General features: G+C 55.4%; 22 protein-coding genes. 8 read left to right on the forward strand and 14 right to left on the reverse strand.

Features of this window, described 5'->3' with window-relative positions; translation table 11 throughout:
• Positions 1 to 81: 81 nt before the first annotated feature.
• The 13 genes from BUA65_RS05675 to larC2 all read right to left on the reverse strand — a co-directional run bounded on the left by BUA65_RS05675 (position 82) and on the right by larC2 (position 15015).
• Positions 82 to 2022, reverse strand: a complete 1941-nt coding sequence (locus tag BUA65_RS05675; RefSeq protein WP_242656240.1) for a molybdopterin biosynthesis protein — start codon at positions 2020 to 2022, stop codon at positions 82 to 84.
• Positions 2023 to 2034: 12 nt separating this feature from the next.
• Positions 2035 to 3267, reverse strand: a complete 1233-nt coding sequence (locus BUA65_RS05680) for a molybdopterin molybdotransferase MoeA (protein WP_072867918.1) — start codon at positions 3265 to 3267, stop codon at positions 2035 to 2037.
• Positions 3268 to 3341: 74 nt separating this feature from the next.
• A complete protein-coding gene (locus tag BUA65_RS05685; RefSeq protein WP_072867920.1) occupies positions 3342 to 4040 on the reverse strand; it encodes an ABC transporter permease in 699 nt (232 codons plus the stop codon).
• Positions 4041 to 4046: 6 nt separating this feature from the next.
• Positions 4047 to 5999 (reverse strand): aldehyde ferredoxin oxidoreductase family protein, encoded by a 1953-nt coding sequence (locus BUA65_RS05690; RefSeq protein ID WP_084062096.1) that lies wholly within the window; start codon positions 5997 to 5999, stop codon positions 4047 to 4049.
• 15 nt (positions 6000 to 6014) lie between these two features.
• A complete protein-coding gene (locus BUA65_RS05695; RefSeq protein WP_072867922.1) occupies positions 6015 to 6260 on the reverse strand; it encodes a 4Fe-4S dicluster domain-containing protein in 246 nt (81 codons plus the stop codon).
• A gap of 113 nt (positions 6261 to 6373) precedes the next feature.
• Positions 6374 to 6655, reverse strand: a complete 282-nt coding sequence (locus tag BUA65_RS05700) for a MoaD/ThiS family protein (RefSeq protein WP_072867924.1) — start codon at positions 6653 to 6655, stop codon at positions 6374 to 6376.
• A 17-nt stretch (positions 6656 to 6672) separates the two neighbouring features.
• Positions 6673 to 7419, reverse strand: a complete 747-nt coding sequence (locus BUA65_RS05705) for a HesA/MoeB/ThiF family protein (protein ID WP_072867926.1) — start codon at positions 7417 to 7419, stop codon at positions 6673 to 6675.
• 27 nt (positions 7420 to 7446) lie between these two features.
• Positions 7447 to 7686, reverse strand: coding sequence for a MoaD/ThiS family protein (locus BUA65_RS05710; protein ID WP_072867927.1), 240 nt, complete (start codon positions 7684 to 7686; stop codon positions 7447 to 7449).
• 71 nt (positions 7687 to 7757) lie between these two features.
• Complete coding sequence (locus tag BUA65_RS05715; RefSeq protein WP_072867929.1) at positions 7758 to 9485, reverse strand: aldehyde ferredoxin oxidoreductase family protein; 1728 nt, start codon at positions 9483 to 9485, stop codon at positions 7758 to 7760.
• A 208-nt stretch (positions 9486 to 9693) separates the two neighbouring features.
• Entirely contained in the window at positions 9694 to 11253 is a 1560-nt protein-coding gene (locus BUA65_RS05720) for a sigma-54-dependent transcriptional regulator (RefSeq protein ID WP_072867931.1), read from the reverse strand.
• 49 nt (positions 11254 to 11302) lie between these two features.
• Positions 11303 to 12661: a sensor histidine kinase gene (locus BUA65_RS05725; protein ID WP_072867933.1), complete on the reverse strand. Its 1359-nt coding sequence runs from the start codon at positions 12659 to 12661 to the stop codon at positions 11303 to 11305.
• Positions 12654 to 13826: an iron-containing alcohol dehydrogenase gene (locus BUA65_RS05730; protein WP_072867935.1), complete on the reverse strand. Its 1173-nt coding sequence runs from the start codon at positions 13824 to 13826 to the stop codon at positions 12654 to 12656. Before BUA65_RS05730 ends, BUA65_RS05725 begins: the two co-directional genes overlap by 8 nt.
• A 67-nt stretch (positions 13827 to 13893) precedes the next feature.
• Positions 13894 to 15015 (reverse strand): nickel pincer cofactor biosynthesis protein LarC2, encoded by a 1122-nt coding sequence (larC2, locus tag BUA65_RS05735; protein ID WP_072867937.1) that lies wholly within the window; start codon positions 15013 to 15015, stop codon positions 13894 to 13896.
• A 405-nt stretch (positions 15016 to 15420) separates the two neighbouring features.
• Here larC2 and BUA65_RS05740 point away from each other — a divergent pair, with 405 nt between their 5' ends.
• From BUA65_RS05740 to larC, 8 genes are all read left to right on the forward strand, one after another.
• A complete protein-coding gene (locus BUA65_RS05740; RefSeq protein ID WP_072867939.1) occupies positions 15421 to 16755 on the forward strand; it encodes a DUF362 domain-containing protein in 1335 nt (444 codons plus the stop codon).
• Positions 16756 to 16888: 133 nt separating this feature from the next.
• Positions 16889 to 17995 carry a DUF362 domain-containing protein gene (locus BUA65_RS05745; protein WP_072867940.1) on the forward strand — a complete coding sequence of 369 codons (1107 nt, stop codon included), beginning with the start codon at positions 16889 to 16891 and terminating at the stop codon, positions 17993 to 17995.
• A 16-nt stretch (positions 17996 to 18011) separates the two neighbouring features.
• Positions 18012 to 18878: an Mrp/NBP35 family ATP-binding protein gene (locus BUA65_RS05750; protein ID WP_072867942.1), complete on the forward strand. Its 867-nt coding sequence runs from the start codon at positions 18012 to 18014 to the stop codon at positions 18876 to 18878.
• A 1-nt stretch (position 18879) separates the two neighbouring features.
• The gene (locus BUA65_RS05755; protein WP_072867944.1) at positions 18880 to 19743 is read left to right on the forward strand and encodes an NAD-dependent epimerase/dehydratase family protein; all 864 of its coding nucleotides are present in this window, start codon (positions 18880 to 18882) and stop codon (positions 19741 to 19743) included.
• Between the two features lie 65 nt (positions 19744 to 19808).
• On the forward strand, positions 19809 to 20111 hold the full coding sequence (locus tag BUA65_RS05760) for a hypothetical protein (RefSeq protein ID WP_072867945.1): 303 nt from the start codon (positions 19809 to 19811) through the stop codon (positions 20109 to 20111).
• A 95-nt stretch (positions 20112 to 20206) separates the two neighbouring features.
• A complete protein-coding gene (locus BUA65_RS05765; RefSeq protein ID WP_072867947.1) occupies positions 20207 to 20587 on the forward strand; it encodes a hypothetical protein in 381 nt (126 codons plus the stop codon).
• A gap of 13 nt (positions 20588 to 20600) precedes the next feature.
• Complete coding sequence (larB, locus tag BUA65_RS05770; protein ID WP_072867949.1) at positions 20601 to 21365, forward strand: nickel pincer cofactor biosynthesis protein LarB; 765 nt, start codon at positions 20601 to 20603, stop codon at positions 21363 to 21365.
• Positions 21362 to 22246, forward strand: a complete 885-nt coding sequence (larC, locus tag BUA65_RS05775) for a nickel pincer cofactor biosynthesis protein LarC (protein ID WP_072867951.1) — start codon at positions 21362 to 21364, stop codon at positions 22244 to 22246. The genes larB and larC overlap by 4 nt, the downstream gene beginning before the upstream one ends.
• A gap of 375 nt (positions 22247 to 22621) precedes the next feature.
• Here the strand turns inward: larC and BUA65_RS18195 are convergent.
• Positions 22622 to 23086 (reverse strand): hypothetical protein (locus BUA65_RS18195; protein ID WP_072867955.1); only part of this gene is annotated, 465 nt, incomplete at its 5' end.

Raw genomic sequence — 23086 nt, forward strand, 5'->3', positions numbered from 1 at the left:
CCGGTGGGATGCGGTGCTGTCCGGAGCTCACTTCAATGCCCCGCCTAAGATGTGCGCCGCATCCCTGTCACCACGGTTTTACTAAATGTTATGTTCCCACACGACCTTGCCGCAGTCCCGCAAATCGTACCCGCCCAGAGCTTCTACCTCTTTGCGGAAGTCTGGCTGGCTCATTACGGTCAACAAACGCTGGATGTAAGGTGTATCCCAGTATTCCCGGGGGATGCAGAGGTCGTAGCGCTCCTCGGCCAGGGGGATAAAGTCGAGCCCCAGGGCCTGGGCGGCGGCCCGGATGCCCAACCCCGCGTCCACCCCGCCGGCCACGGCCGCCGCCACGGCCATGTGGGTGTATTCCTCCCGCTCGTAACCGTTTATTTGGGCCGGGCTGATCCCCAGCTGTTTCAAGTGGTAATCCAGCAAAACCCGGGTGCCCGCCCCCCGCTGCCGGTTCACAAAGGTGACATCGGGGCGGGCCAGGTCCTCCAACCCCCTGATTCCTTTGGGATTGCCTTTGGCCACAATCAGCCCCTGTTCCCGGTAGACCAGGTTGACCAGCACTGCTCCCCTGTCCGGCAGCAAGCGCCGGATATAGGAAACATTGTACTCACCCGTTTCCTCATCTAAAAGATGCGTGCCGGCACAGTGGGCCTCTCCCCTTTTCAAGGCATTCAAACCAGCCAGGCTTCCCACATGGGCGCTGGACAGGCTGGCCTGGGGGTAAAGGCGCCGCAGGTGATTGGCCAGGACGTCCAGGGCGATATCGTGGCTGCCGATGATCACAGTGGTTTCCTCGATCTCTTCCATGGGACGCAGGAGTTCAACCGTCACCGCCCGGCCCGCACCGAAACCTTCGGAAAGACGGGGTATGCGCACAATGCCGTCGGCCCGGATCAGAGACATAATAATGCCCGCTCCCCGGGATATGGGGGTGGCAATGATCTTTTCCCCCACCTGTCCCAGTTTAACCCGCACAAACTCCTCCACGCCCAGGGAAGAGACCAGCTTGCGGGAAACGGTGGCTTCAATTTTCCGGCGGGCCGGCGGGATGGAACCAAGCTTTTTGTATATGATTGGTTTTACAAACAAATCCGCACACAGGTAGGCCGATACGGGGTAACCGGGCACCCCGATCACCGGCCGCCCGCCCACTTCCCCCAGGATCACCGGCTTCCCCGGTTTTGTGGCCACACCGTGCACCAGCACCCGGCCCACACTTCTGATAACTTCCGCCGTGTAATCCTCACTGCCGGCCGAAGAGCCAGCATTGATCAGCACTACATCCGAGTCCTGCAGGGCTTCCAGCAGGGATTGGCGCAGGGCTTCAAAATCATCGGCGGTGATCTTTTTGCGGACCGGCACTCCCCCCCACTCGTTCACCAGTCCTGCCAGCACCCGACTGTTGTAGTCGATAATATCCCCGGGCCTCAGCTTCTGCCCGGGTTCCACCAGTTCGGTGCCGGTGGGCAAAATGGCCACCCGGGGCCGGGGGTGTACGTAAATTTCCGTTACCCCTCCGGCGAGGAGCCCCCCGATGTCCATGGGACGCACCCGGTGATTGGCGGGAACGATCATCTCCGTAGCGACTATATCTTCTCCAATGGGCCGCACGTGCTGCCAGGGATAAACCGGCTGAGTGATCTCCAGGACTTCGGAGGATATAAAATGCACGTCCTCCACCATGATCACCGCATCGCAACCTTCGGGGAGGGGATCACCCGTATCGACCATGATGGCCTCACTGCCCACAGCCAGCCGTTTGGGAGCAGTTTCGGAAGCACCAAAGGTAAGGGCAGCCTTGACCGCATAGCCGTCCATGGCCGCCGCGTGGTAGTGGGGCGAAGACACCCGTGCATAAACGGGAGCCGCTGTTACCCGGCCCCGGGCTTCCTCCACCGCCACAACCTCGGGCGGTCCGGGATTGAGCGCCCCTTTTTGCTCAAGGTAAGCCATGTATTCTTCCAGGGCTTCTTCCCAGGGCCGGTCGTCCAGATAAACGTCCCGTTTGCCCGTGACCTTAGACAACGCCATCACTCCTCAAAAAAGTTTGACCTCCACCCATTCGCCCGTTTCCACACCTTCTTTGCCCGCCGGGATGCGGGCCAGCCCGTCGGCACGAACCATAGTAGTAATCAGGCCCGATTTGCCCAGCACGGGCTCCGCGTGAAGCTCCCCGTCCTGCAAACGCAGTTTCACCCGTACGAAATCCTCTCGCCCGGCGGCGGAACGCAAATTGCGGGTTATCCGCGCCCTCAAGGGGAATTCCCGGAAGCTTTCCTGGGGGTAACTGTAAGATCTAATCAAAGGGGCCACCAGCAGCTCAAAGACCACCAGGGCCGAGGCGGGATGCCCGGGCAGCCCGAAGACCGGTTTGCCGTTTACCACCGCCCCCACGGAGGGCTTGCCGGGTTTCAGGGAAACTCCGTGAAATAAAACCCCCGGCCGCCCCAGGGAATCAATCACCCGGGCCGCCACGTCCCGGGTGCCCACCGAGCTACCCCCGGAGAGCAGCACCATATCGTTTTCAGAAAGGGCCCGGGCCAGCCGTTCCTGCAGCTGGTGAAAGTCGTCCCGGACAATGCCGTACAGGCGGGGCTCGCCGCTACAGGCGGCCACCGCGCCGTAAAGGGTATAAGAGTTGATGTCCCGCACCTGGCCCGGGGCCGGCTTTTCTTCCGGGGAGACCACTTCATCGCCTGTGGAGATGATACCCACCCTTAAGGGGCGTCTTACCTCCACCGCGACAACCCCGGCCGCGGCCAGTATTCCCAGGTCCTGCGGCCGCAAGCAGTGCCCCGCCGGCAATACCACGCTCCCCGCCGGGACATCCTCGCCCCGGCGGACGACGTTTTCCCCGGGGGCCACGGGCCTGGTAACGCCAATGGTCTTATCATCCAGTTCCTCGGTATGCTCTACCATGACCACCGCGTCGGCACCGGAGGGCAGCATGCCGCCCGTGGCAATGCGCCAGGCCTGGCCCGGCTTCAACTCCCCTTCCGGCGCCACACCCATCAGGACTTCCCCGGTCACCTCCAGGTAGGCGGGCAGGCCCTCGGAGGCTCCAAAGGTATCCCTTGCCCGCACGGCAAAACCATCCATGGTGGAGCGGTCAAACCCGGGCACATTGTCAACGGCCACTACATCATGCAAAAGACAACGGTTGAGGGCGGACAACAACGAAACTTTCTCCCCATCCCGGGGAAAGGTTACATGATTTAAAATTGTTTCCCGCGCCTCTTTAATGGTAACTGCCTGAAATAATTCCTTCATCCATTTTTCTCTCCTTAAATATGGCAACGCTGTCAGGGCGGCGGTCGCCCCCGTCGCCCTCATCACTGCGATCTTTAAACATGGCTGCCGCGCTGCTGGGCCATGGTTAAAAAGGCGGTAATGCCGTAGGCCAGGAGCAGCAAAATGATGCTCAAGGCGGTGGCCAGCTCATACTTGCCCTGGCCCACTGCCAGTACCGTGGCCGTCGTAAGCACCCGGGTGCTTCCGGCAATGTTGCCGCCGACCATCATGGAGGCGCCCACCTCGGAAATTACGCCGCCAAACCCGGCCATAACCGCGGCCAGCAGGCCCAACCGGGCCTCCCGCACCAGAAGCCGCAGCATCTGTAGCCGGGAAGCCCCCAGGGCCAGGATCTGCAAGGGAATCCTGGGGTTAAGGGATTGCATGGCAGCCACGGTAAAGCCGGCCACAATAGGGGAAGCAATAATGGCCTGGGCTACCACCATGGCCGCAGGGGTGTAAAGGAGGTCGAGGAAACCCAGGGGCCCGTACCGGGTAAAGGTAAGCCAGACCGCCAGTCCCACCACCACCGGCGGCAGGCCCATGCCAAAGTTAACCACACTTACCAGAAAACGGCGTCCAGGAAAATTGGTAAGGGCTAACAGTGTACCGAAAGGAACGCCAATTAAAACACTGATCAGCGTGGCGAAACCCGAGATCTTTAAAGTGCGTAAGGTAATCTCCAGCACCTCGGGATCGCCTGTCGCCAGCAAACGAACTGCCTCTACAAAACCCTGCCAGAAGATTTCCAAACTCCTTCAACTCCTTTTTTGGCTGTCGTATCGTTCAACTATCTCCGTTAAATTCAGCTCCGCCAGCTTTGCGGCGCCGGGCACCCCCGTATTCGGATCCCACCCCCGGGCCAGGTAATATTCCCTCAAAACCTCCCGCACCTTCTCGCGGTCAAGCCTGCGCCCGGCGGCAGGACCGGCCGTCACAGGCTCGTCGTAAAAACGGGAGGGGTAATCGGAATCGGCGGGTTTTTCTCCGTGGCGCAGGTTGAACAGCTTCTGGAGGTTCCAGATACGCTCTCCCGCCCTGATCACTTCCGCCGGTGTAATGTCAATTCCGGTCAGGCTGGTATACAGGCGGGCAAAAAGGGTGGGCCCCACGGTATGCAGCACGGGCGGGCGGATGCACATGCCCAGGGCGTTGTAAACGGCAATGAGATCCTCCGCCCACCGGGACATTTTGGGTATGTTTACATCCCGGGTAACCGGATCGAAAATCTCTTTTTTCCACTCCTCCGGCATGTCCAGCCGGTCGTACATCTCTTCCGGAAAACCAAACTTCTCGGTAAGGTAAGGGATGGGGTTTTCGTTGTAACGGAGATTTTCCACCGGGTTCCGGGTACGCAGGTGGTCCCCGCCCCGCACGTTGGTAATATACCCCAGGGTCCAGGTGGACCAACGGGCCCGGGGATCTAAAAGGAAACACTCCAGCCCCTTGACTTCCACGGCATATCTTGATGCTCCGGGGAAATGCCGTGCCGCCCTCTTGACGCCTTCGGCCAGCAAATCGCCCACGCCCCGGCGGTGGGCAATCATATCGAGCAGGGAAATGGTCGCCCGTTCATCACCCCAGTCAAGGGAGAAGCCCAGTTCCTTTTCGCTGAGCAACCCTTTCTCGTACAGCTCCATGGTGAAGGCCACCACCGCCGCCGCGGAAACCATGTCCATACCCAGGCGCTGACAGGTTTCGGTAAGCATAGCGATGGCCGGCAAGTTGTTGATATCACACCCGGCTCCAAAGCCGATCACCGGTGTAACTTCCAGGTCTTTAAGTCTCAGGCCGGCATAAGGGCCTTCCTTCACTTCCACCCAGTGGGCGCAGGCAATGGGACAGGCCATACAGGCCACCCCGCGGGTACTGTACCTGGGCAGGACCTTGCGGCTGCGGGTTTCAACCCAGCCGTCAATGGCACCGCGCTGGTAATTGCGCCCCGGTAGGGCCCCGAACTCCTGGTAGGGCAGGCTGGCCAGCATGGTGCCGAAGCGGCAAAAAGAACCGTAAAAGGGGGAGGAAAAGATGGCTTTACGGGTATCCTCCACGGCCTGCAAAAACTCTTTCCTGTCCGCCACCCGTACCGCACCCCGGCCCCGAACGGCCACGGCTTTCAAATTTTTGCTGCCCATTACCGCCCCCAGCCCCGTGCGGGCCCAGGCATCAAAGGGGCCGTTTTCTATGCTGGCAAAGCGGACCAGGTTTTCACCGGCCTGGCCAATGGCCGCCACCTGGATAGCGTCATCGCCCAGTTCCCGGCGGATCTGGCGCACCGTCTCCCAGGCATCCCGTCCCCAGAGGTGGCCCGCCGGTAAAATTGTTGCCTGACCGTCACAGATCCATACATAAACCGGCGAGTCAGCCTTTCCCCGGATGATCACCCCGTCAAATCCGGCAAACTTGAGCTCGCTCCCCCAGAAGTTGCCGGAGTTGGCCGTGCCAAACAGGCCGGTAGCGGGCGAGAGGGCGGAAGCTTCGGTGCGGGACGCGGTGGGCACCGTCGTCCCCACCAGCACTCCCACATTAAAGGCAAGGACATTTTCCGGGCCGAGGGGGTCGGTACCGGCGGGAATTTCTTCATACAGCAAACGGGCGTTAAATCCCAGGCCGCTTAAATACTCCCCGGCCAAATCCTGCTCCACCGGGCGTTCCCCTATTTTCCCGGCAGTGAGGTCGATATCCAGCATTTTACCGCTGTAACCGTACACGCATTAACCCCCTCTCTATTCCGCCGCCCCGGCTGCTTCAACCACCCGCAGGGCTCCCGCGGGGCAGGCCAGAGCACATTTTTTGCAGCCGCGGCAACAGGATGAAAAGGTCATGGCAAATGTACCGTCAAACTCATGCCTGGTGATCCAGATATAGGCTTTTGTAAGGTTGAACTCCCCATGGTGGGTAATGGCACAGGTAAGGGCACAGGTGCAACAACCGATACACTTGCCGGGGTTGACCGCCAGTTCCTTTGCCATGAGCGTACCCCCCGAAAAGAACGTTAACTAAAAATTTCTCCATCAGCCCCCGATAACCTGCCGTGCGCAAATAAAAAACACCGTGAAGGTGTTGTACACAAAAGGAACTTTAACTATGCCTTTTTGCCGTAAAATCCCAGCATAACCCTGTGAATGGAAGGTATCCCCGGCGGGATAAAAGCCACCCGGTCGCCGTCTTGTAGAGGATGGCTCTTTTTTTCCACCCGGCCATTGATAAAGACCACTTCCACCTGTTCTTCAGGTATTTCCAGGCGCTTTAAGAGAACCCCGGGGGTTTCACCGGGAGCAATTTCCACATGGAGCGGTAAAGACCACCCCCGCTGGGAAAAAATCTTCATCAACGGGCCAAAGGCCCGCAGTTCTATTCTGGCCATCGCCGTCACCTCGCCTTTTAGCTGCAGGCCGGACATCCGGAGTCCCGATCTATGGAAACTTCATAAAAGGTCATGGACAGGGCGTCATAGGTAAGCAAGCGGCCGACCAGCAAATCGCCAAGCCCCAGGAGGTACTTGATGGCTTCCGTGGCCTGGATGGTGCCGATCACACCCGGCACGGCCCCCAGAACCCCCAGTTCCGCACAGCCGGGGACGTGCGGGTCCGGTTCGTGGGGGAAAATACAACGCAGGCAGGGACCTGCCCCCGGCATCACGGTCATCACCTGCCCGGCAAAGGCCAGTACACCGCCGTAGATAAAGGGTTTCCCCAGGCGCAGGCAGGTTTCGTTAAGTAGGAAACGGGTGGCAAAATTATCGGTGCAGTCAACAACAATGTCATACCGTTCGATCAAGGAGACGGCACTGGCGGCGCTCAAACGCTCAGGGAAAACCTCCACCTGCACGTCCGGGTTTAGAGCCACCAGTTTATCCCTGGCCGATTCCACCTTGGGCCGGCCGATATCGCCAGTGCGGTGCAGGATTTGCCGCTGCAGGTTGGACAAATCCACCACATCGGCATCCACCAGCCCTAAACGCCCCACTCCGGCCGCGGCCAGGTAGTAGGCTACCGGTGAACCCAACCCGCCGGCCCCCACCACCAGTACCCCGCCGCGCAACAGCTTCTTCTGCCCTTCAATGCCCACGCCGGGGAGGAGGATGTTCCTCTGGTAGCGCTTCTGTTGTTCCCAGGTCAGTTCTTTCATTATCCCCTAACACCCTTTTCATCTCACTTATCCCCCACCTACCGGCGGGAACAGGGAAACACGGTCGCCGGGCTGCAAAACGGCATCCATGGCCGCGTGACGCCCGTTGACCAGGACCGTAAAAACCTGGCTCCGGGGAATGCCCAGGCTATCCACAAGTTCGGCCACGGTAATTCCTTCCGGACGCTCCACCTCTATACTCCGGCCGAAACGGGCCCCGGGTATATATTTCTCCAGTCCGCTGAAAACTCGCACTTCCAGCCGCAAACAACATACCCCCACTATTATTTAAAGGCGGCAAGACACCCCTGCCCGGGGTGCCTTGCCTGCATCCTGATTTAGAAGTTAAATACCTGATCCAGTTCCTCTTCTTTGACGTCAAACACCACGTTGTGGGGCGGCAGTTCTTCCAGGCTGAAGAACTCGGGCAGCCGGTCGTCGGCGCTGGTGAACCCGGCCTTGAAGTTGAATTCCCTTTCCAATTTCAATACCTGCTTGCCCAGGTTGAGCGCGTCATCCGGCGTTAAATTCAGGCCATACTGGGCATTGATCATTTCTACAATGGTTGGCAATCCTTCCGGATTATCCAGAACGGCGAAGGCCACGAAGAGGCACAACCCTGTGCTGTCCACCGCCGCAGTGGCAATCTGCAGGTTCCGGGAAAGCTCAACCTGGCTTTCGGGCTTCAAGGGATCCACGTAACCGCCCACTTTGAGGATGTTGGCCGTCACGGCGTAACCCGCAGTATGGTCGGCACCCATGGGCGTGGTGGCATAAGTAACGCCGTTGCCCTTGCAGGCCCGCGGGTCATAGGCGGGGATGCCCTGGCCCTTCACAGCGGGCACGCGGGTGACACCGTAAACCCGGCCGGCATTGGCCGAACCGCTGCCGATAATCCGCCCCAGAGGCGTGCCCTTGGCCACTTCTTCTAAAGCTTTAATGGCAGCCTCACCGTCGCCAAAGGGTATGACGCCGGCCTCCATGAGCACACCCAGGGTGCACCCCGTTTCAATGGTGTCGAGGCCCACATCGTTGCAGATGTAGTTCAGTTTGGCTATAACATCCAGGTCGCCGATTTCCAGGTTCGGGCCGAAGGACCAGGCGGTTTCATATTCAATGGGGGCACAAACCTTGCCGTCGGGCATAGGATACACGTTGGAGCACCGCATGACGCAACCAGGGTGGCAAGTATGGGTAGCCTTTCCTCCCCGGGCCACGGCCACTTCGGCCAGTTTCTCCCCGCTGACTTCGCTGGCCTTGTCGAAGCGGCCGAAGCGGAAGTTTCTGGTGGGAAGGGCACCGGCTTCATTGATAATGTTCATCAACACATTGGTACCGTAGCTGGGCAGGCCCTGCCCGGTTACGGGGTGGTTTTGTAAAATTTGGGTGAACTTCCTGGCTGCCGCCTTAAACCGTTCGGGTTCCTTAACCGGAGCATCAAAGGTGGTGGGACTGTCCACGACGATGGCCTTAATTTTCTTGGAACCCATTACCGCCCCCAGGCCGCCACGGCCGGCGTAACGGCTGCTGTTGCCCTCGCTGTCGTTGTTGGTCACCCCTGCGGCCAGCATGAGCATTTCGCCGGCAGGACCAATGGTAATCACGGCAACCTTGTTACCGTAACGCTCCCGGCACACGGCCGTAACCTCGTAGGTACCCTTGCCGGCCAGATCGTTGGCCGGCAGCAACTCCGCCCCGGCGGGAGTTACCTTCAACAGGTACCAGTCGCTGCCCGCGGGCTTACCCTCAAGAATGATGGCCTTGATGCCCAGGTTGGCCAGCTTTTGCGAGGCAATACCGCCGGCATTGGCTTCCTTAATTCCTCCGGTGAGAGGGCTCTTTCCGCCCACGGACAACCGTCCTGACGACGGTGCGTTGGTGCCGGAAAGCAATCCCGGGGCGATGACCAGCTTGTTGTAGGGGCCGAGAGGATCACAGGTGGGCGGTACTTCGTCGAAAACCAGCTGGGATGTGAGCGCCCTGCCTCCCAGGGCCAGGTACTTTTCCGGAACTTCTTCAAATTTGACTTCCCCGGTGGTTGTGTTAACCCGCAGGAACTTGGACACCACTTTTTCCCCCTTTTTGAATTTTTTTGCTAAACTAACTATAAAAGTGTTTTATTCACCTCTGCTTACAATACAATTTCTATGCCATCCTCCATAATCCTGCCGCCCGCCTTCGCCCCTTACAAAATAAATGCACCATTTTGATACGCCATACCTGCTCCATTACAGGGCACCAGAATCATAACAGGACACTTTCCTGGAAAGTTCTTCAACCAACCGTTTTTGATTCGCCCTGCATTTCCCTTAGTTTCCGGTAGAGAGTGTTCCGCCCGATACCCAGTATGCGTGCGGCCAGGGTAATGTTGCCGCGGGAATAAACCAGGGCCTGGTTGATGGCTTCCCTTTCCATCTCTTCAATGGTTGCGGGAGGCGGACAGGGTAGGCCCCTGCGGGACATCGCTTCCCGTACCCTGTTTTCCAGCACCTTTAACATATGAAAAACCCGTGGCAGTTCCTCATCCTCGAGGCCGGCCGGAAAATCCCCCGAATGCACCAGGTTTTGCAGCAGGTTCAAAGAGGACGAGCCTGCCGCCTGCTTGTCCGGAAGTACCACCCCCGGCTTTTGAAAACGGTTCGAAGCACCTGTTATGCGGCTCGAGAGGTGGCCGGGCAAAATTACCGCGCCGTCGCACAGGGCCGCGGCCTGGTGGATGGCGTTCACCAGTTCCCGCACGTTGCCCGGCCAGGAATAACCCGTGATTATCTTCATGGCTTCGGAAGAAATCTTTATATTTTGATTTAGGCCGCGGTCCGAAAGCTCATGCAAAAAGTGCTCGACCAGCACCGGAATGTCCTCCCTGCGCTCCCGCAGAGGCGGCAGGTGCAGCCGGACCACGTCCAGTCGGTAAAACAAATCTTCCCGGAAGTTCTTTTCCCTGACGGCCTGCTCCAGGTCCACATTGGTGGCGGCAATCACGCGGACATCGGTTTTAATGGGCTTTTCTCCCCCCACCCGCATGAACTCCCCGGTCTCCAGCACCCGGAGGAGTTTTACCTGGATGGACAGGCTGGCCTCACCAATCTCATCCAGGAACAGGGTACCATGATTGGCCAGCTCGAAAATGCCCCTGCGCTTGCCGGTGGCGCCGGTGAAGGCACCCTTTTCGTGGCCAAACAACTCGCTTTCTAAAAGATTTTCCGGCAGTGCCCCGCAGTTGACGGCTATAAAGGGTTTATCACACCGGGGGCTGGCAGCATGGATGAAGCGGGCCAGCACTTCCTTGCCCGTACCGGTTTCCCCCTGAATGAGCACGTTAACATCCTTGCGGGCGATTTTATAAGCCACGGAAAGAAGCCGGTTCATAACCTGGCTGTTCCCCACAATCATTCCCGTCCGGGCGGCAATATGGCCCCATTCGGCGGTGGAAAGCCTTTTTTTCCTCTCCTCGGCACCGCCGGCAAAATCGAGGGCCTTGTCGATCAAGGCCTCGATCTGGGAAATGTCCTCGAAGGGCTTTTCAATGTAATCGTAAGCTCCCAGCTGAATGGCCCTCACGGCCGTCCTGGTGGTGCTGTACCCGGTCATGATAATGACTTCACAACCGGGCTGCACCTTTTTTACCTCCTGGAGCAGGAACAAGCCGTCGGAATCGGGCAGCTTTAAATCAACCACCGCCACGTGAAACTTCTGGTCGTTAATGGCCTCGCGGGCCTCCCGGCCACTTGTAGCCACGGTTACCCGGTATCCTTTTCTTTCCAGCAGGCAGCAGAAAAAGGTGCCTACCTCCACTTCGTCATCTACCACCAGGATACGTGCCTGTAAAGACAAGACAATCCCCCCGGGAACAGGCTGGATTAGGAGCTGGTAAAGCAAAAAACTAGGACCAGCTTTCTTCCAGAGGAAGAACCAGGGTGAAGACGCTTCCCTCACCCGGACGGCTCTCCACCTCGATGGTCCCCCCGTGGGCCCGGGCAATGCCTAAGCTCACGCTCAGCCCCAGCCCGGTACCCCGGGAAGCTTCTTTCGTCGTAAAAAAGGGATCGAATACCCGGCTGACATTTTTAGGGGAAATCCCCTGCCCGTTGTCCCGAACAGCAGCGAACACATAACGTCGCCCATTTTCGCCCCTGCGCACCCCGGTACCGATGCGAATATACCTTTCCCTTTCCACACCTTCCAGGGCATCCCGGGCATTGAGCAGCAGGTTGATCAGCACCTGGTCGAGCTGCTGCCCGTTGGCGGCCACCCTGGGTAGGTCCGGGGCCAGGTCCGTTTGGACTTTTATGCCGTTTCGGTTGATTTGATATTTAACCAGGCTCAATACCCTTTCCACCACCTCATTGAGGTCGGTGGGCGCCACCGCCGGCAGATCGTGGCGGGCAAAGGTGAGCAGGTTCTGGATTATTTTTTTGCAGCGCAAGCCGCAGGTGACGATGTCCTGGAGCAGCTGGAAAGCCGGATGGCCGGACCCCAGCTCGCGATGCAGCATCTGGGCATTGCCAAGGATCACGGTCATGGGATTGTTCAGTTCGTGGGCCACTCCCGCGGCCATCTCACCTATAGCGGCCAGCTTGGCTGACTGGATCAGTTGAGCCTGCATTTGCACCCGCGCCCGGAAGGCTTCCTCCCATTCCCGCTTGGCCTGGACCACCTCCTCGTAAAGACGGCGGTTCTGGACGCAGATGGCCAACTGGTCCGCCAGTTGCCGGGCGAAGGTTAAATCATTTTGCGAGTAGATATTCTTCTCCCGAGTACCGATTACCAGCATACCAATAATGTTTTGTTTCACCTTCAGGGGATTCAGGATCAGGCAGTTGAGCTCGAACTGCCGCACGGGAAGCTCCTCAAGATGTTTCCCCTCACCGGCAATACACAGATATACCTGATCTTGCTGTTTTCTAATGATCTCCCAGAGTACCGAATTCCGGGGTACCACCAGACCGCTGTGGGGCAACGGAGGCTGCGTGGCCACCAGGCGCAGCTCACTGCCCTCCAGCGTGATCAGGCCCAGAAAATCAGACGGAATAACCGGGGGAAGGTTTTCATAAACCCTTTGTACAATCATTTCCAGGGACATGTCGATATTGATATCCCGGCTCAACTGGTGGATGATCTCCAGACGGCGGTTCTGGATAACAATTTCCCGGTTGCGTTTTTTCAACTCCACGTAATAATTCAGCTTGGACGACCTGACTCCCGTCAAATTCTCGATCAGCCTGGCTTTGTCGTCAATCAACCTGAATCCCTCTCTTCAAGGTCAGAGCGAAAAGGTTATGCAAATCCCTTTCGGTAACATCCCGCGGGTTGGTAATAATGCAGGCGTCTTTCAGGGCGTTTTGGGCAAGATTGTTTATACGCTCCTCCGACAGGTTCCCCACGCTAATTTTATCCGGCAGATCAAGATCCCGGGCCAGCCTGCGTACCGCCTGGATGGCCCTTTCCGCCGCCTCCCATGTACTCAGTCCTGCAATATTCTCGCCCATGGCCTCGGCTATCCGGGCGAATTTTTCCACACAGGCGATCATGTTGAATTCCATTACATATGGCAAAAGGATGGCATTGGTTTCTCCATGATGCAAATCCAGCTGCGCGTCCAGCTGGTGGGCCATGGCATGGGTGGCCCCCAGGATGGCGTTGGAGAAAGCCAGACCCGCCTGTAAAGCAGCCATGGCCATGGCCGACTTGGCCTCCAGGTTGGAGCGGCAGGCAACCGATGGGCGAAGGTACCTGGCAACCAGGCGTATGGCATTTAAAGCATTTACGTCGGTAAGGGGGGTTGCGGCCAGGGAGACAAAGGACTCGATGGCGTGGCTTAAAGCATCCAGCCCGGTAGCGGCTGTCAGCCTGGCGTCCTTGGTCTGGAGTACCACGGGGTCGATAATGGCTATGTCGGGCACCAGGGACTTGGATATAATTGTCATCTTAACCTTGCGCCGGGTGTCCACAATAATGGCAAACTGGGTGACTTCGGACCCCGAACCGGCCGTGGTGGGCACAACCAGCAAAGGCGGGAGGGGGCGGGTGATCTTGTTGACCCCTTCGTAATCCTGGATAACTCCCCCGTTGGTGGCCAGGATGGCCACGGCCTTGGCCACGTCGATGGGACTACCCCCCCCAACGGCCAGAATGGCGTCGCAACCCGTCTCCTGGTAGCGCTTGACCCCTTCGATCACCTCGTAATCCTTCGGATTGCTGGTCACCTCAAACCATACCTCGAAGGAAAGCCCGGCCTCCCTGAGGCGGGCGATGGCCTTGTCCACCCACCGGTTGGCCACCACCCCCGGATCGCTGATGACAAAGAGCCTGGTCGCTCCCAGGCGCAGGGCGCTTTCTCCCACCTGGCTTAAGGCCCCCAGGCCGAAAATAATTTCGGGAGCTACAAATTTGCTAATCATCCGCATGGGCTTTCTCTCCAGAAGATCATCTTCGAAATACCTTCTTTTTTTCCGGGAAGATTCCTGTCGCGATTCAGCTACCGTCACTGGATGTAAATTTTTCCGCCGCCACCAGGGCGGCACGGTATACCACCTGTACGGGAACACCCCTTTCTTTCGCCCTTGCCTTGCAATCATCGAACTCCGGCGCAAACCTCAACGGAGAATCCTGGACATTTAAATAAGCCAGCTTGACTTTCACCGGTCCGAACGGTGTCTCCACGGCAATAAAATCCCTTTTCAGGCACACCCTTTGTTCGGTACGGACGCGTACACCCAGCGTGGTGGTCTCGGCAAAGACCACTTCCAGCAGCCTGTCCAGCCTCTCCCGGTAAGATATGACCGTCAATATGATACCGGAACGCCCTTTTTTCATAACTACGGGTTTGAGATAAACATCCAGGGCTCCTGCTTCCAGCAATCTCTCCATGACGTAGGGGTAAAACTCGGGGTTCATATCGTCTATGGCCGTCTCCGCTACAACGACATGTTCGGTCATTTCCCGGATTCCGGATAAATTATCCCGCACCGTTCCCACAAGCGCCCGAACCGGGTATTCCATCATACCGTACCCGGTTTTCTCCAGATGCATAAGAGATAAATCTTCAAGAGGATAGGCAAGGGTATTGATCAATGCGGCCCCGCAGGGGGTGATAAGGGGTTCGGGTAAACGAGTGATAATGACGGGATATCCCTTGAGCAACTCTAAAGTTTCTGCAGCCGGCAGTATTTTGCCGCCCCGCCGGTACGAGTGCCCCACCGGCAAGGGGGAAGTGTATACTTTCCCCGCACCCAGGTTTTCCAAGCCGTAAAGCACGCCAAACATTTTGACCAGCACCGCGGCGGAAACCATGCTTTCCTGCAGGAAAAATTTTTGCAGCAATTCAGTGATTGTGGTCATTGTTCCCGGGTAAAGTCCACTGTTCAAAACCATCCTGTTAATTTCCTCCGCCGGGTAACTCCTGTCCTCAAAGCCGGAAAATTTCAGGGTTACATGATTGTCCACGGTATAATGTACGGCAATCTGGCATCTCGTAGCAGCAAACCTTGCCAGGGCCTGCTGGACAACCCCCGCATCCACCCCCGCACCAATTAAAGCCGCCAGCGCGCTTCCAGCGCTAAAACCGCCGGTACAATCAAAGTAAACGGCTTTCATCAAAGCCCCCTCCGCTTCGAGCAATGAAAAAAACTTGATGTAAAATTCACTTCCTATTCAAAATCCTTACCAAACTATAAATAAAAGTAATTTTTGAACTAGATTTAATACTCGTGTATTTTTTTTAAAAACCCCGTTCCACTTTGTTACAACCGGTTGTTTCTTTTTGGAACAAATGAAGATGTGATTTTTTATATTTCCTGCGGAATTTATTCGCCCGCCGGCATTCAATCAAGGTTTGGCATTTGTCTTGCTCTAGGTTTTTATACCGCGGCATTTTCAATTTATGTTTTCTTTATGTTTTCTCCGTTCCCGCCAACGTGTTTACCAGGGAAAGGGGGGATCAATGCCCGGAAAGCTCAAACATAATTCTTAAACAATATCTGTAAAAGGGGGTACAGTGATTTGGCTAAAAGTAAAGTAATCTTTGCGCCAGCCGGTGCGACCAACTGGGCTGAAAGCTTAATCGCCAAGGCCAAGGAACTCTTCTATGCCGCTGAACTGGACAAGTGTATCAAGCCCGGAGATACGGTGGCCGTCAAAATCCACGTCGGCGAGTGGAACCGTACCGCCTGCCTGCGACCCGAATATGTGGCCGCAATTGTTGAAGAAATCAAAAAATGCGGTGGGAAGCCTTTTGTTACCGATACCACCACATTAACTTACCACTTATTCAGCTCCCGTTTCGATGAAATCAGCATCTTAAAAACCGCCTACAGGCACGGCTTTAACCCCAATGCCCTGGGTTGTCCCGTTATCCCCGCCGACGGTTACATCGGTCACGATGACGTCCGGGTGGAAATTCCCAACGGCAACATCTTGAAAGAAACTTACATCGGCCGTGCCATTGCCGCAGCCGACGTGCTGATCAACATAGCCCACGCCAAGGGTCACCCCATTACATCCTACGGCGGCGTGATTAAAAATATCGGCATCGGTGCGCAATCCAAGCGGGGCAAATACTGCACCCACCTGGCCATGTGGGGGGATCCAGCGGACGCCATCGGCTATCCCCTGGTCAACGCGGAGAACTGCGCCGGCCTCGGGTGCAAATGGCATGAATTATGTATGGACGGGTGCCCGGAGGGAGCCATCAAAATTGATGAGAAGGGCCTGCACTTCGATTACGACAAGTGCCGCCTGTGCTACAGCTGTCAGGTCACCTGTTTGTTCACCGGTCAAAGCACCATCGGCTTCAAGGACGATTACTTCCCCTTCGCCCAAATTGCCATGTCCGATGCGGCGAAAGGCTGCTTGAACTGCTTCGATCCGGACAAGATCGGTTTTATGGCTTACATTGTCGATGTGGCACCGGAGTGCGACTGCTTCCCCTGGGCCGGGACCCCCATCGTACCCGATATCGGCATAGTGGCCGGCAAGGATATCGTAGCCGTTGACACCGCTTGTGTGGACCTGATCGACCAGGCCCCCAATTATCCTGGAAGCCGTGCAGACGAACTGGGACTGAAACCCGGCGACGACAAGTTCAAGGCCATAAACCTCGTTACCCCGAGAATCCAGCTGAAAGCAGCCGTCAAGCTCGGTATGGGCAGCATGGATTACGAGCTGGAAACTTTTGAACCCGTCCTGGGCCCAGACAACATCGGCAAGTGGCAATACATGCAGCAGCCCTCCACCCTCGAACTGCGGAAATGGTTCAAATACGGCCATCCCATGCGCGAAGTCGAACCTTTCAAGCGGGTTGAGTTTAAAGATGCCAGCTGGAAACAATTCGAGTAAGAATGTTTCAAGTTTCCCGGCTGTTTGTCCGTTAGTCCAGGGTTTCCCCTGGACTAACGGCACTCCTTGAAAGCAGGCCCGATGGCAGGCCTTATATTAAATATACCACAGGTCGCCGCAGGGGGATAGCAAAATGTCGAACGTTTATCTGGTAAGCGCACGAGCTAGGAACATCAGGGACAATTTACTGGCCAAGATCGAAAGGATTATGCAGGTACCGGAAATTGCAGCTCTGGTGCCGACAGGAAGGAAAGCAACTTTTATTAAAACAAGCTATAGCAGGGTTGGTTACAACAGACACTTACGCCCCATTGTACTGAGGACAATCGTGGAAAAAATTAAAGAATTCGGCGGTACTCCGGTAGTTACCGACACTTCGGCGTTCTTCCCAAAAGGACATTTTGCCGGTGACCAGTGGTTTACCTCTGCCGAATTGATGGGGTATTCCGAAATCGCCCTGGGTTGCGAGCGCATTCTGGCCAACGGGTACGAAGGCGACGACGGGGAATTTATTTCCACCGGCGGGACCGAGCTTGGTGGAGTAGAGGTGGCCAGGGCCATCAGGGAAGCGGAATGCCTTCTGGTGGTTTCCCATATAGCGGGGCACCCCTTCGCGGGGTTTACCGGTGCTCTCTACAACCTGGGAGTGGAGTGCCTGAATAATTCCGGCAAGTCCAGGGTCTATGAGGGAATCAGGCCCGTTTGGCTGGCCGAACGATGCGAACTTTGCGGCACCTGTGTCCAATACTGCCAGTGGCAGGCCTTACAAATATCCAGCGGCCGGCTACATGTGGACCGGCAACGCTGCGCCGGATGCGGGAACTGTGTTGTCATCTGCGCGAACAGGGCCCACCAGCCGGTCCCGGAACAAGTTGTTTCTTTCCAGCGCAAAGTAGCCGAAGCTTCTTCCGCCATAGTCAGGACTCTGAAGAAAAAAGCGGTTTACATCAATATCCTGTATGATATCGTCCCCCAACCGGACAAAATCTCCTGGGCAGATATTCCCTTCGTTCCCGATATTGGAATTGTTGCTTCCACTGATCCTGTAGCTGTTGATGCCGCAACTCATGATCTAATAACCAAATCACCGGGGATTCCCAAATCGGCAGCGGAAGACTTTGGAGTACTTGAACCCGGGCGGGAAAAAATAACAAGCATTACCGGTGCAAATCCGGCGGTGCTGTATTGTCACGCCGGAAGGCTGGGAGTCGGGTTTACCCGTTATCAATTATTTAAATAACGAAGGGGTGAATCAGGTGCCTCTGGAGATTTACGAATCCATCAGCATCCGGGAAGAGTTAAAAAAAGAATTGTCGGAAAGACAAGGTCCCATTTTTAACGCCTTAAAAGATGTGCGCCATAAAATCGCCATCTTAAGCGGTAAGGGTGGTGTCGGCAAGACCAGTACCGTTGTCAACATGGCCTCCGTACTCAGAAACATGGGCAACGAGGTAGGAATATTTGATGCCGATGTGCACGGTCCAAGTATCCCAAAGCTTACGGGCCTGAACAAAAAGACCGATTTACACGGGGCATGGCAAATGAAGTCCCTGGAGACGGATAATGGCATCAAGGTTATGTCCGTCAGCCTGTTCTGGCCTGGCGAAGCGACACCCGTATTATGGAAGGGACACTACAAGGCCAGGGTCATCAGGCAGTTGCTTGCATCTGTCAATTGGGGGAAGCTTGACTACCTGCTGGTAGATTTGCCACCGGGAACGGGAGATGAACCCGTAACAATTATGAAATCTATCCCGGGTCTGGATGGTGTCGTCGTGGTAACCACTCCCCAGGAAGTATCGGTGGCGGTATGCAGCAAGGCTATCAGCAGTGCCATTGAGCTGGGCGTGCCCATTTTAGGCCTGGTTGAAAATATGAGCGCTTTTGTTTGCCCCCATTGTAGCAAGGCCACACCTGTGCTTGGAGAAGGAAAAGGGGAGGAACTGGCCAGAACATACAAAATTCCGTTTCTGGGAAGGGTGCCTCTCCATGAACTTGCCGGGAAAGCCGCGGACGAAGGAGTACCGGTAGTTGACAAATACCCCGGCTCTCCGGCTGCCGCAGCCTTCCAGGTTTGCACCGTCAATTTACTCAGCGTTTTAAACAGCAGGGAGGAAAAATAAAATGAAAATTTTAATTACCGGCGGGGCAGGCAACATTGGCCGGGAACTTGCGGAAAAGGCTCTTGCCGGAGGTAATGAAGTAACAATCTTTGACCTGCCCCAAGCCAATTATGAAGGCCTGGAAAACAGGAAAGGAATCACCATAATTAAAGGAAGTATCAACGACCCCAACGATATCCAGAAAGCAGTCAAGGGCGTTGACGCTGTTATTCACCTGGCCGCCTTAATGCCCCACCTGTGCACCGATAGGGAAAAAACCATGACCGTGAATGTCGGAGGCACCCAAAATGTCCTTGATGCCCTGCTTAAAGAGGGCAGGGATGTCCAGTTTGTATTTTCTTCGTCCGTATCCACGTACGGTGACACCCAGAATATGGAGCCTCCAGTCAAAATCACCAATCCGCAAAATGCCCTCGACCTGTATGCGGAAAGCAAAATAGAAGCCGAAAAAGTGGTATTTCAGTCGGGCATTCCCTATACCGTTTTGCGTATCTCCGGGGTTGTCATACCTGCTTTTTATGACCCCAACCCCTGGCAGTTCATGAAAGAACAGCGCATCGAACTGATTAACCGCACGGACGTTGTTACCGCCCTGTACAACTCGGCTACTTTAAAGGAGGCCCGGAACAAAATATTCAACATTGCCGGTGGCAGGGAATGGCAAATGTTGGGCTACCAGTGGGCTCAAAGACACATGGAAGTGCTTGGTTTCCCCTTTGAAGAAGCGGAATTCATGGAAAGGCCAGGCTGGCTGGACTGGTATGATACCCGGGAGAGCCAGGATATTTTAAAGTACCAAAACACAACGGTGGACGAGTTCTTCGAGTTGCTCTCACGAGCAGTGGAAGAATTTTTAAACCAGTAAAAAATGCCCTTTTTATCAAAGAACCAAATTTTATTAAAATATTTGTCTGGAGGAGAAGAAGATCAATGGCGGGATATCCAGCACATGAGAACGCGGCCAAAATCCTGGAAAACCTTAAAGCAGCCCTGGCTAAAGCCGGGGGAGACACCGGGGAAAAAATTAATGAAATTATAAGCAAGCTTGATCCTATTAAAAACAATCGCACCTTTATGCGCACCCAGAAAGCCGAGCAGGTCACAGAAGAATGTTTGGCAGAAAGCGAAAAACTCCTTAACAACCCGGAGGACGCCCAGGCCCTGGAAAAGATAAACAACAGCGTGGACTTCCTGGTGGAAAAAGTTAGAACAATGGTGATCAGAATGACATGATTCCTTGTACCGGACCTTGTGCCGGAGCCGGCAGTATTCAGTTGTGCCGGCTCCGGATGAATAGCCAACCAAACTTACCTGGGGATGATTTGCACATGGCGATCCAGGCAGAAGAAAAGAAAAAAATTGATTCCGCCATAATGGAAATGGGAAATAGCGCTTTGCAGCTTATGCAGCGTTTTCTTACCGGCAGGGTCACCAGGGATGAACTGATCAGAGGGATTACGGATTTGCAGGTAAACAATTTTATGGCCAGGTACTGGAGTTTTTTAACCTCGGACGCCGCTTTTGTGCCCCACTGGCAGGTTTTACACATTCTGCTCGGTTTGAGCCAGGATATTGATTACCAGATCAGGGAACACGGACAAGCTACTTTACATGAGGATCTAAAAGATCTTGCCTTGAACTTGATGCGCATATCCCAACAGAGTAACCAGAGAAATATTGAACACGGGAACAGACCGGAACCGGTGTAGGGGAGAAAATTTTATGACCAGAAGTGAACTACGGAAGATGCTGGAGGACATAAAAAATCAAAAATTAGATATTGATGCTGCAATTGATAAATTAAAAACTCTACCTTATGAAGACCTCGGCTATGCCAAGGTGGACCACCACCGCGCCATTCGCAAAGGTTTTCCCGAAGTAATTTTCTGCCAGGGCAAAACCGCCGATCAGGTGGTCGGAATAATGCGAAGGCTTTGCAGCAACAACAAAACCATACTGGGAACCAGAGCCAGCAGGGAAATATATGGAGCAGTCAAATCTGTTTTTCAGGATGCCGAATATTCCGAGCTGGGCCGCACTATTGTGGTGAGCCGGGGAGAAAAACCGCCCGCCAAAGGCAACATTCTGGTGATGAGCGCCGGAACCGCGGATCTCCCCGTTGCCGAAGAAGCGGCTATCACCGCAGAAGTTATGGGCAACAATGTTATCAGGTGTTATGATGTTGGTGTGGCGGGTATCCACCGCTTGCTGGATAAAATGGAAACCATCCGCTGGGCGCATGTCATCATTGTCGTGGCAGGCATGGAAGGGGCTCTGGCCAGCGTCGTGGGAGGCCTGGCTGATCAACCCGTAATAGCAGTGCCTACCAGCATAGGTTATGGAGCGAGTTTCAACGGCCTTGCCGCTCTGTTATGCATGTTGAACAGTTGCGCTTCCGGTGTCAGCGTTGTAAACATTGATAACGGTTTTGGCGCCGCTGCCATGGCCAATGCCATTACACAACTTATTATGGAGGCTAAATCATGAAGATTGCGTACTTTGATTGCTTTTCCGGTATTAGCGGTGACATGTGCCTGGGTGCTATCATAGATGCGGGCGTGAATTTCGAGGAGCTTAAAAAACAACTAAGCAGTTTGCCCGTAGAAGGGTATGAACTCAGTTGTGAAAATATTAAAAGAAACGGTATCGCCGCTGTAAACGTGCACGTCAATGTTACTCAAGAGCAACCGGAGCGACACCTTGCGGATATTGAACAAATTATTGACAACAGTACCCTGCCCGAAAAGGTAAAGGCTGCAAGCAAGGATGTTTTCAGAAGCCTGGCCCTGGCCGAGGCCAAAATCCACGCCACCACACCTGACCGCATACACTTCCACGAAGTGGGTGCCGTTGACGCAATCATTGACGTAACCGGCACGGTGCTGGGCCTGCACATGCTGGGCGTGGAAAAGGTATTTGTATCTCCCCTGCCGATGGGGAAAGGTTTCATCAAGTGTATGCACGGGATAATCCCGTCGCCGGCACCAGCGACACTGGAACTGCTGGCCGGGAAAAATATAATTGTCTACGGAACGGATGCGGAAATAGAGCTCGTCACGCCGACCGGTGCCGCTATAGCGGCTACTTTGTGCAACGGATGCGGGCCGCTACCCCCGCTGTTTATCACCTGGGTGGGCTATGGCTCGGGCAAGAAAGAGTACGACCGCCCCAACCTGCTTCGTTTGATTATAGGGACCGCGGCCGACAGCGAAAATTACGGTGAATGCCATCAAAACTGCCACAAATACAACACTGAAGAAGTCCAAGCCCCCAACCACAACCACGAACAGGGACATCACGATGGCCATAATCAAGGGCATGATCACGGGCAATGTTCCCACAGCAACGGTGATGGCCACTGTTCCTGACGGTCCTGCGTATCCGGGTTCCCTTTACGAAATCCGGCCCCCAGCTTCACCAGCAAGTCCCCGGTGATATACTGCGGCGTGGCCGGAACCAGGCTCATGTTACCCCGGGACTTCCCCCTTCAGCAGCGATAAACTTCCGGTACTCTGGCCAGAACCCCAAACGGCTGGCCATTTTCAGTCTGGTTCTATCCCCGGTTCCAACTCGCGCAGCAAGAGGCAGGTACCCCGCCCTTTCCCCCCAGTACACGCTTTCCGGCAATTCCTCCACCGCAAAGGACCGGTCCGAAAGGTTTAGGCGCAGCAATCTGCCGTAAAAATCAGCAACTTTTATAGCAGAGCCCAGGTTCTAAAAATACGAACCCGGGCTCTAAGATGCTAATAATTAGAGTCTTGTTTGAGCAGAGGTCTACCCATGGGAAACTTCATACCAGCTCCGCCAAGGATCCCTCCAACAGCCATCACAATACCGAAAAACCCTGCTACAAAGAAAGACCATCCGCTAAGCTGAAGCATGAACGAACCGGCAACCCCCCAATAGATTAAGGCAAGACTGGCAAGGCCAATGTCAGCCGCCATAACCGACAAAGCAGCGGCTGCTAGCGCAAACTTTAAAAAAATCGGGGTTGTTAAGATCAGTACCAGCGCCAAAATTGCCCATTCGTAACCCAGAATCCGGGCATCCACTTCCCAACCGTAGATACCTGCAAAATAATTTACTGCATAAGTCAACGCCGAACAAAAGGCAAAAAACGAACCGAAATACAGCCAGGTAACGCCGCCTGCTACATTCCCCAGTTTTAATTGGGTTATTGCGGCACCGAGATACGGAATAGTACAGGC

The organism is Desulfofundulus thermosubterraneus DSM 16057 (genome assembly GCF_900142025.1).
Taxonomy (GTDB): domain Bacteria; phylum Bacillota; class Desulfotomaculia; order Desulfotomaculales; family Desulfovirgulaceae; genus Desulfofundulus; species Desulfofundulus thermosubterraneus.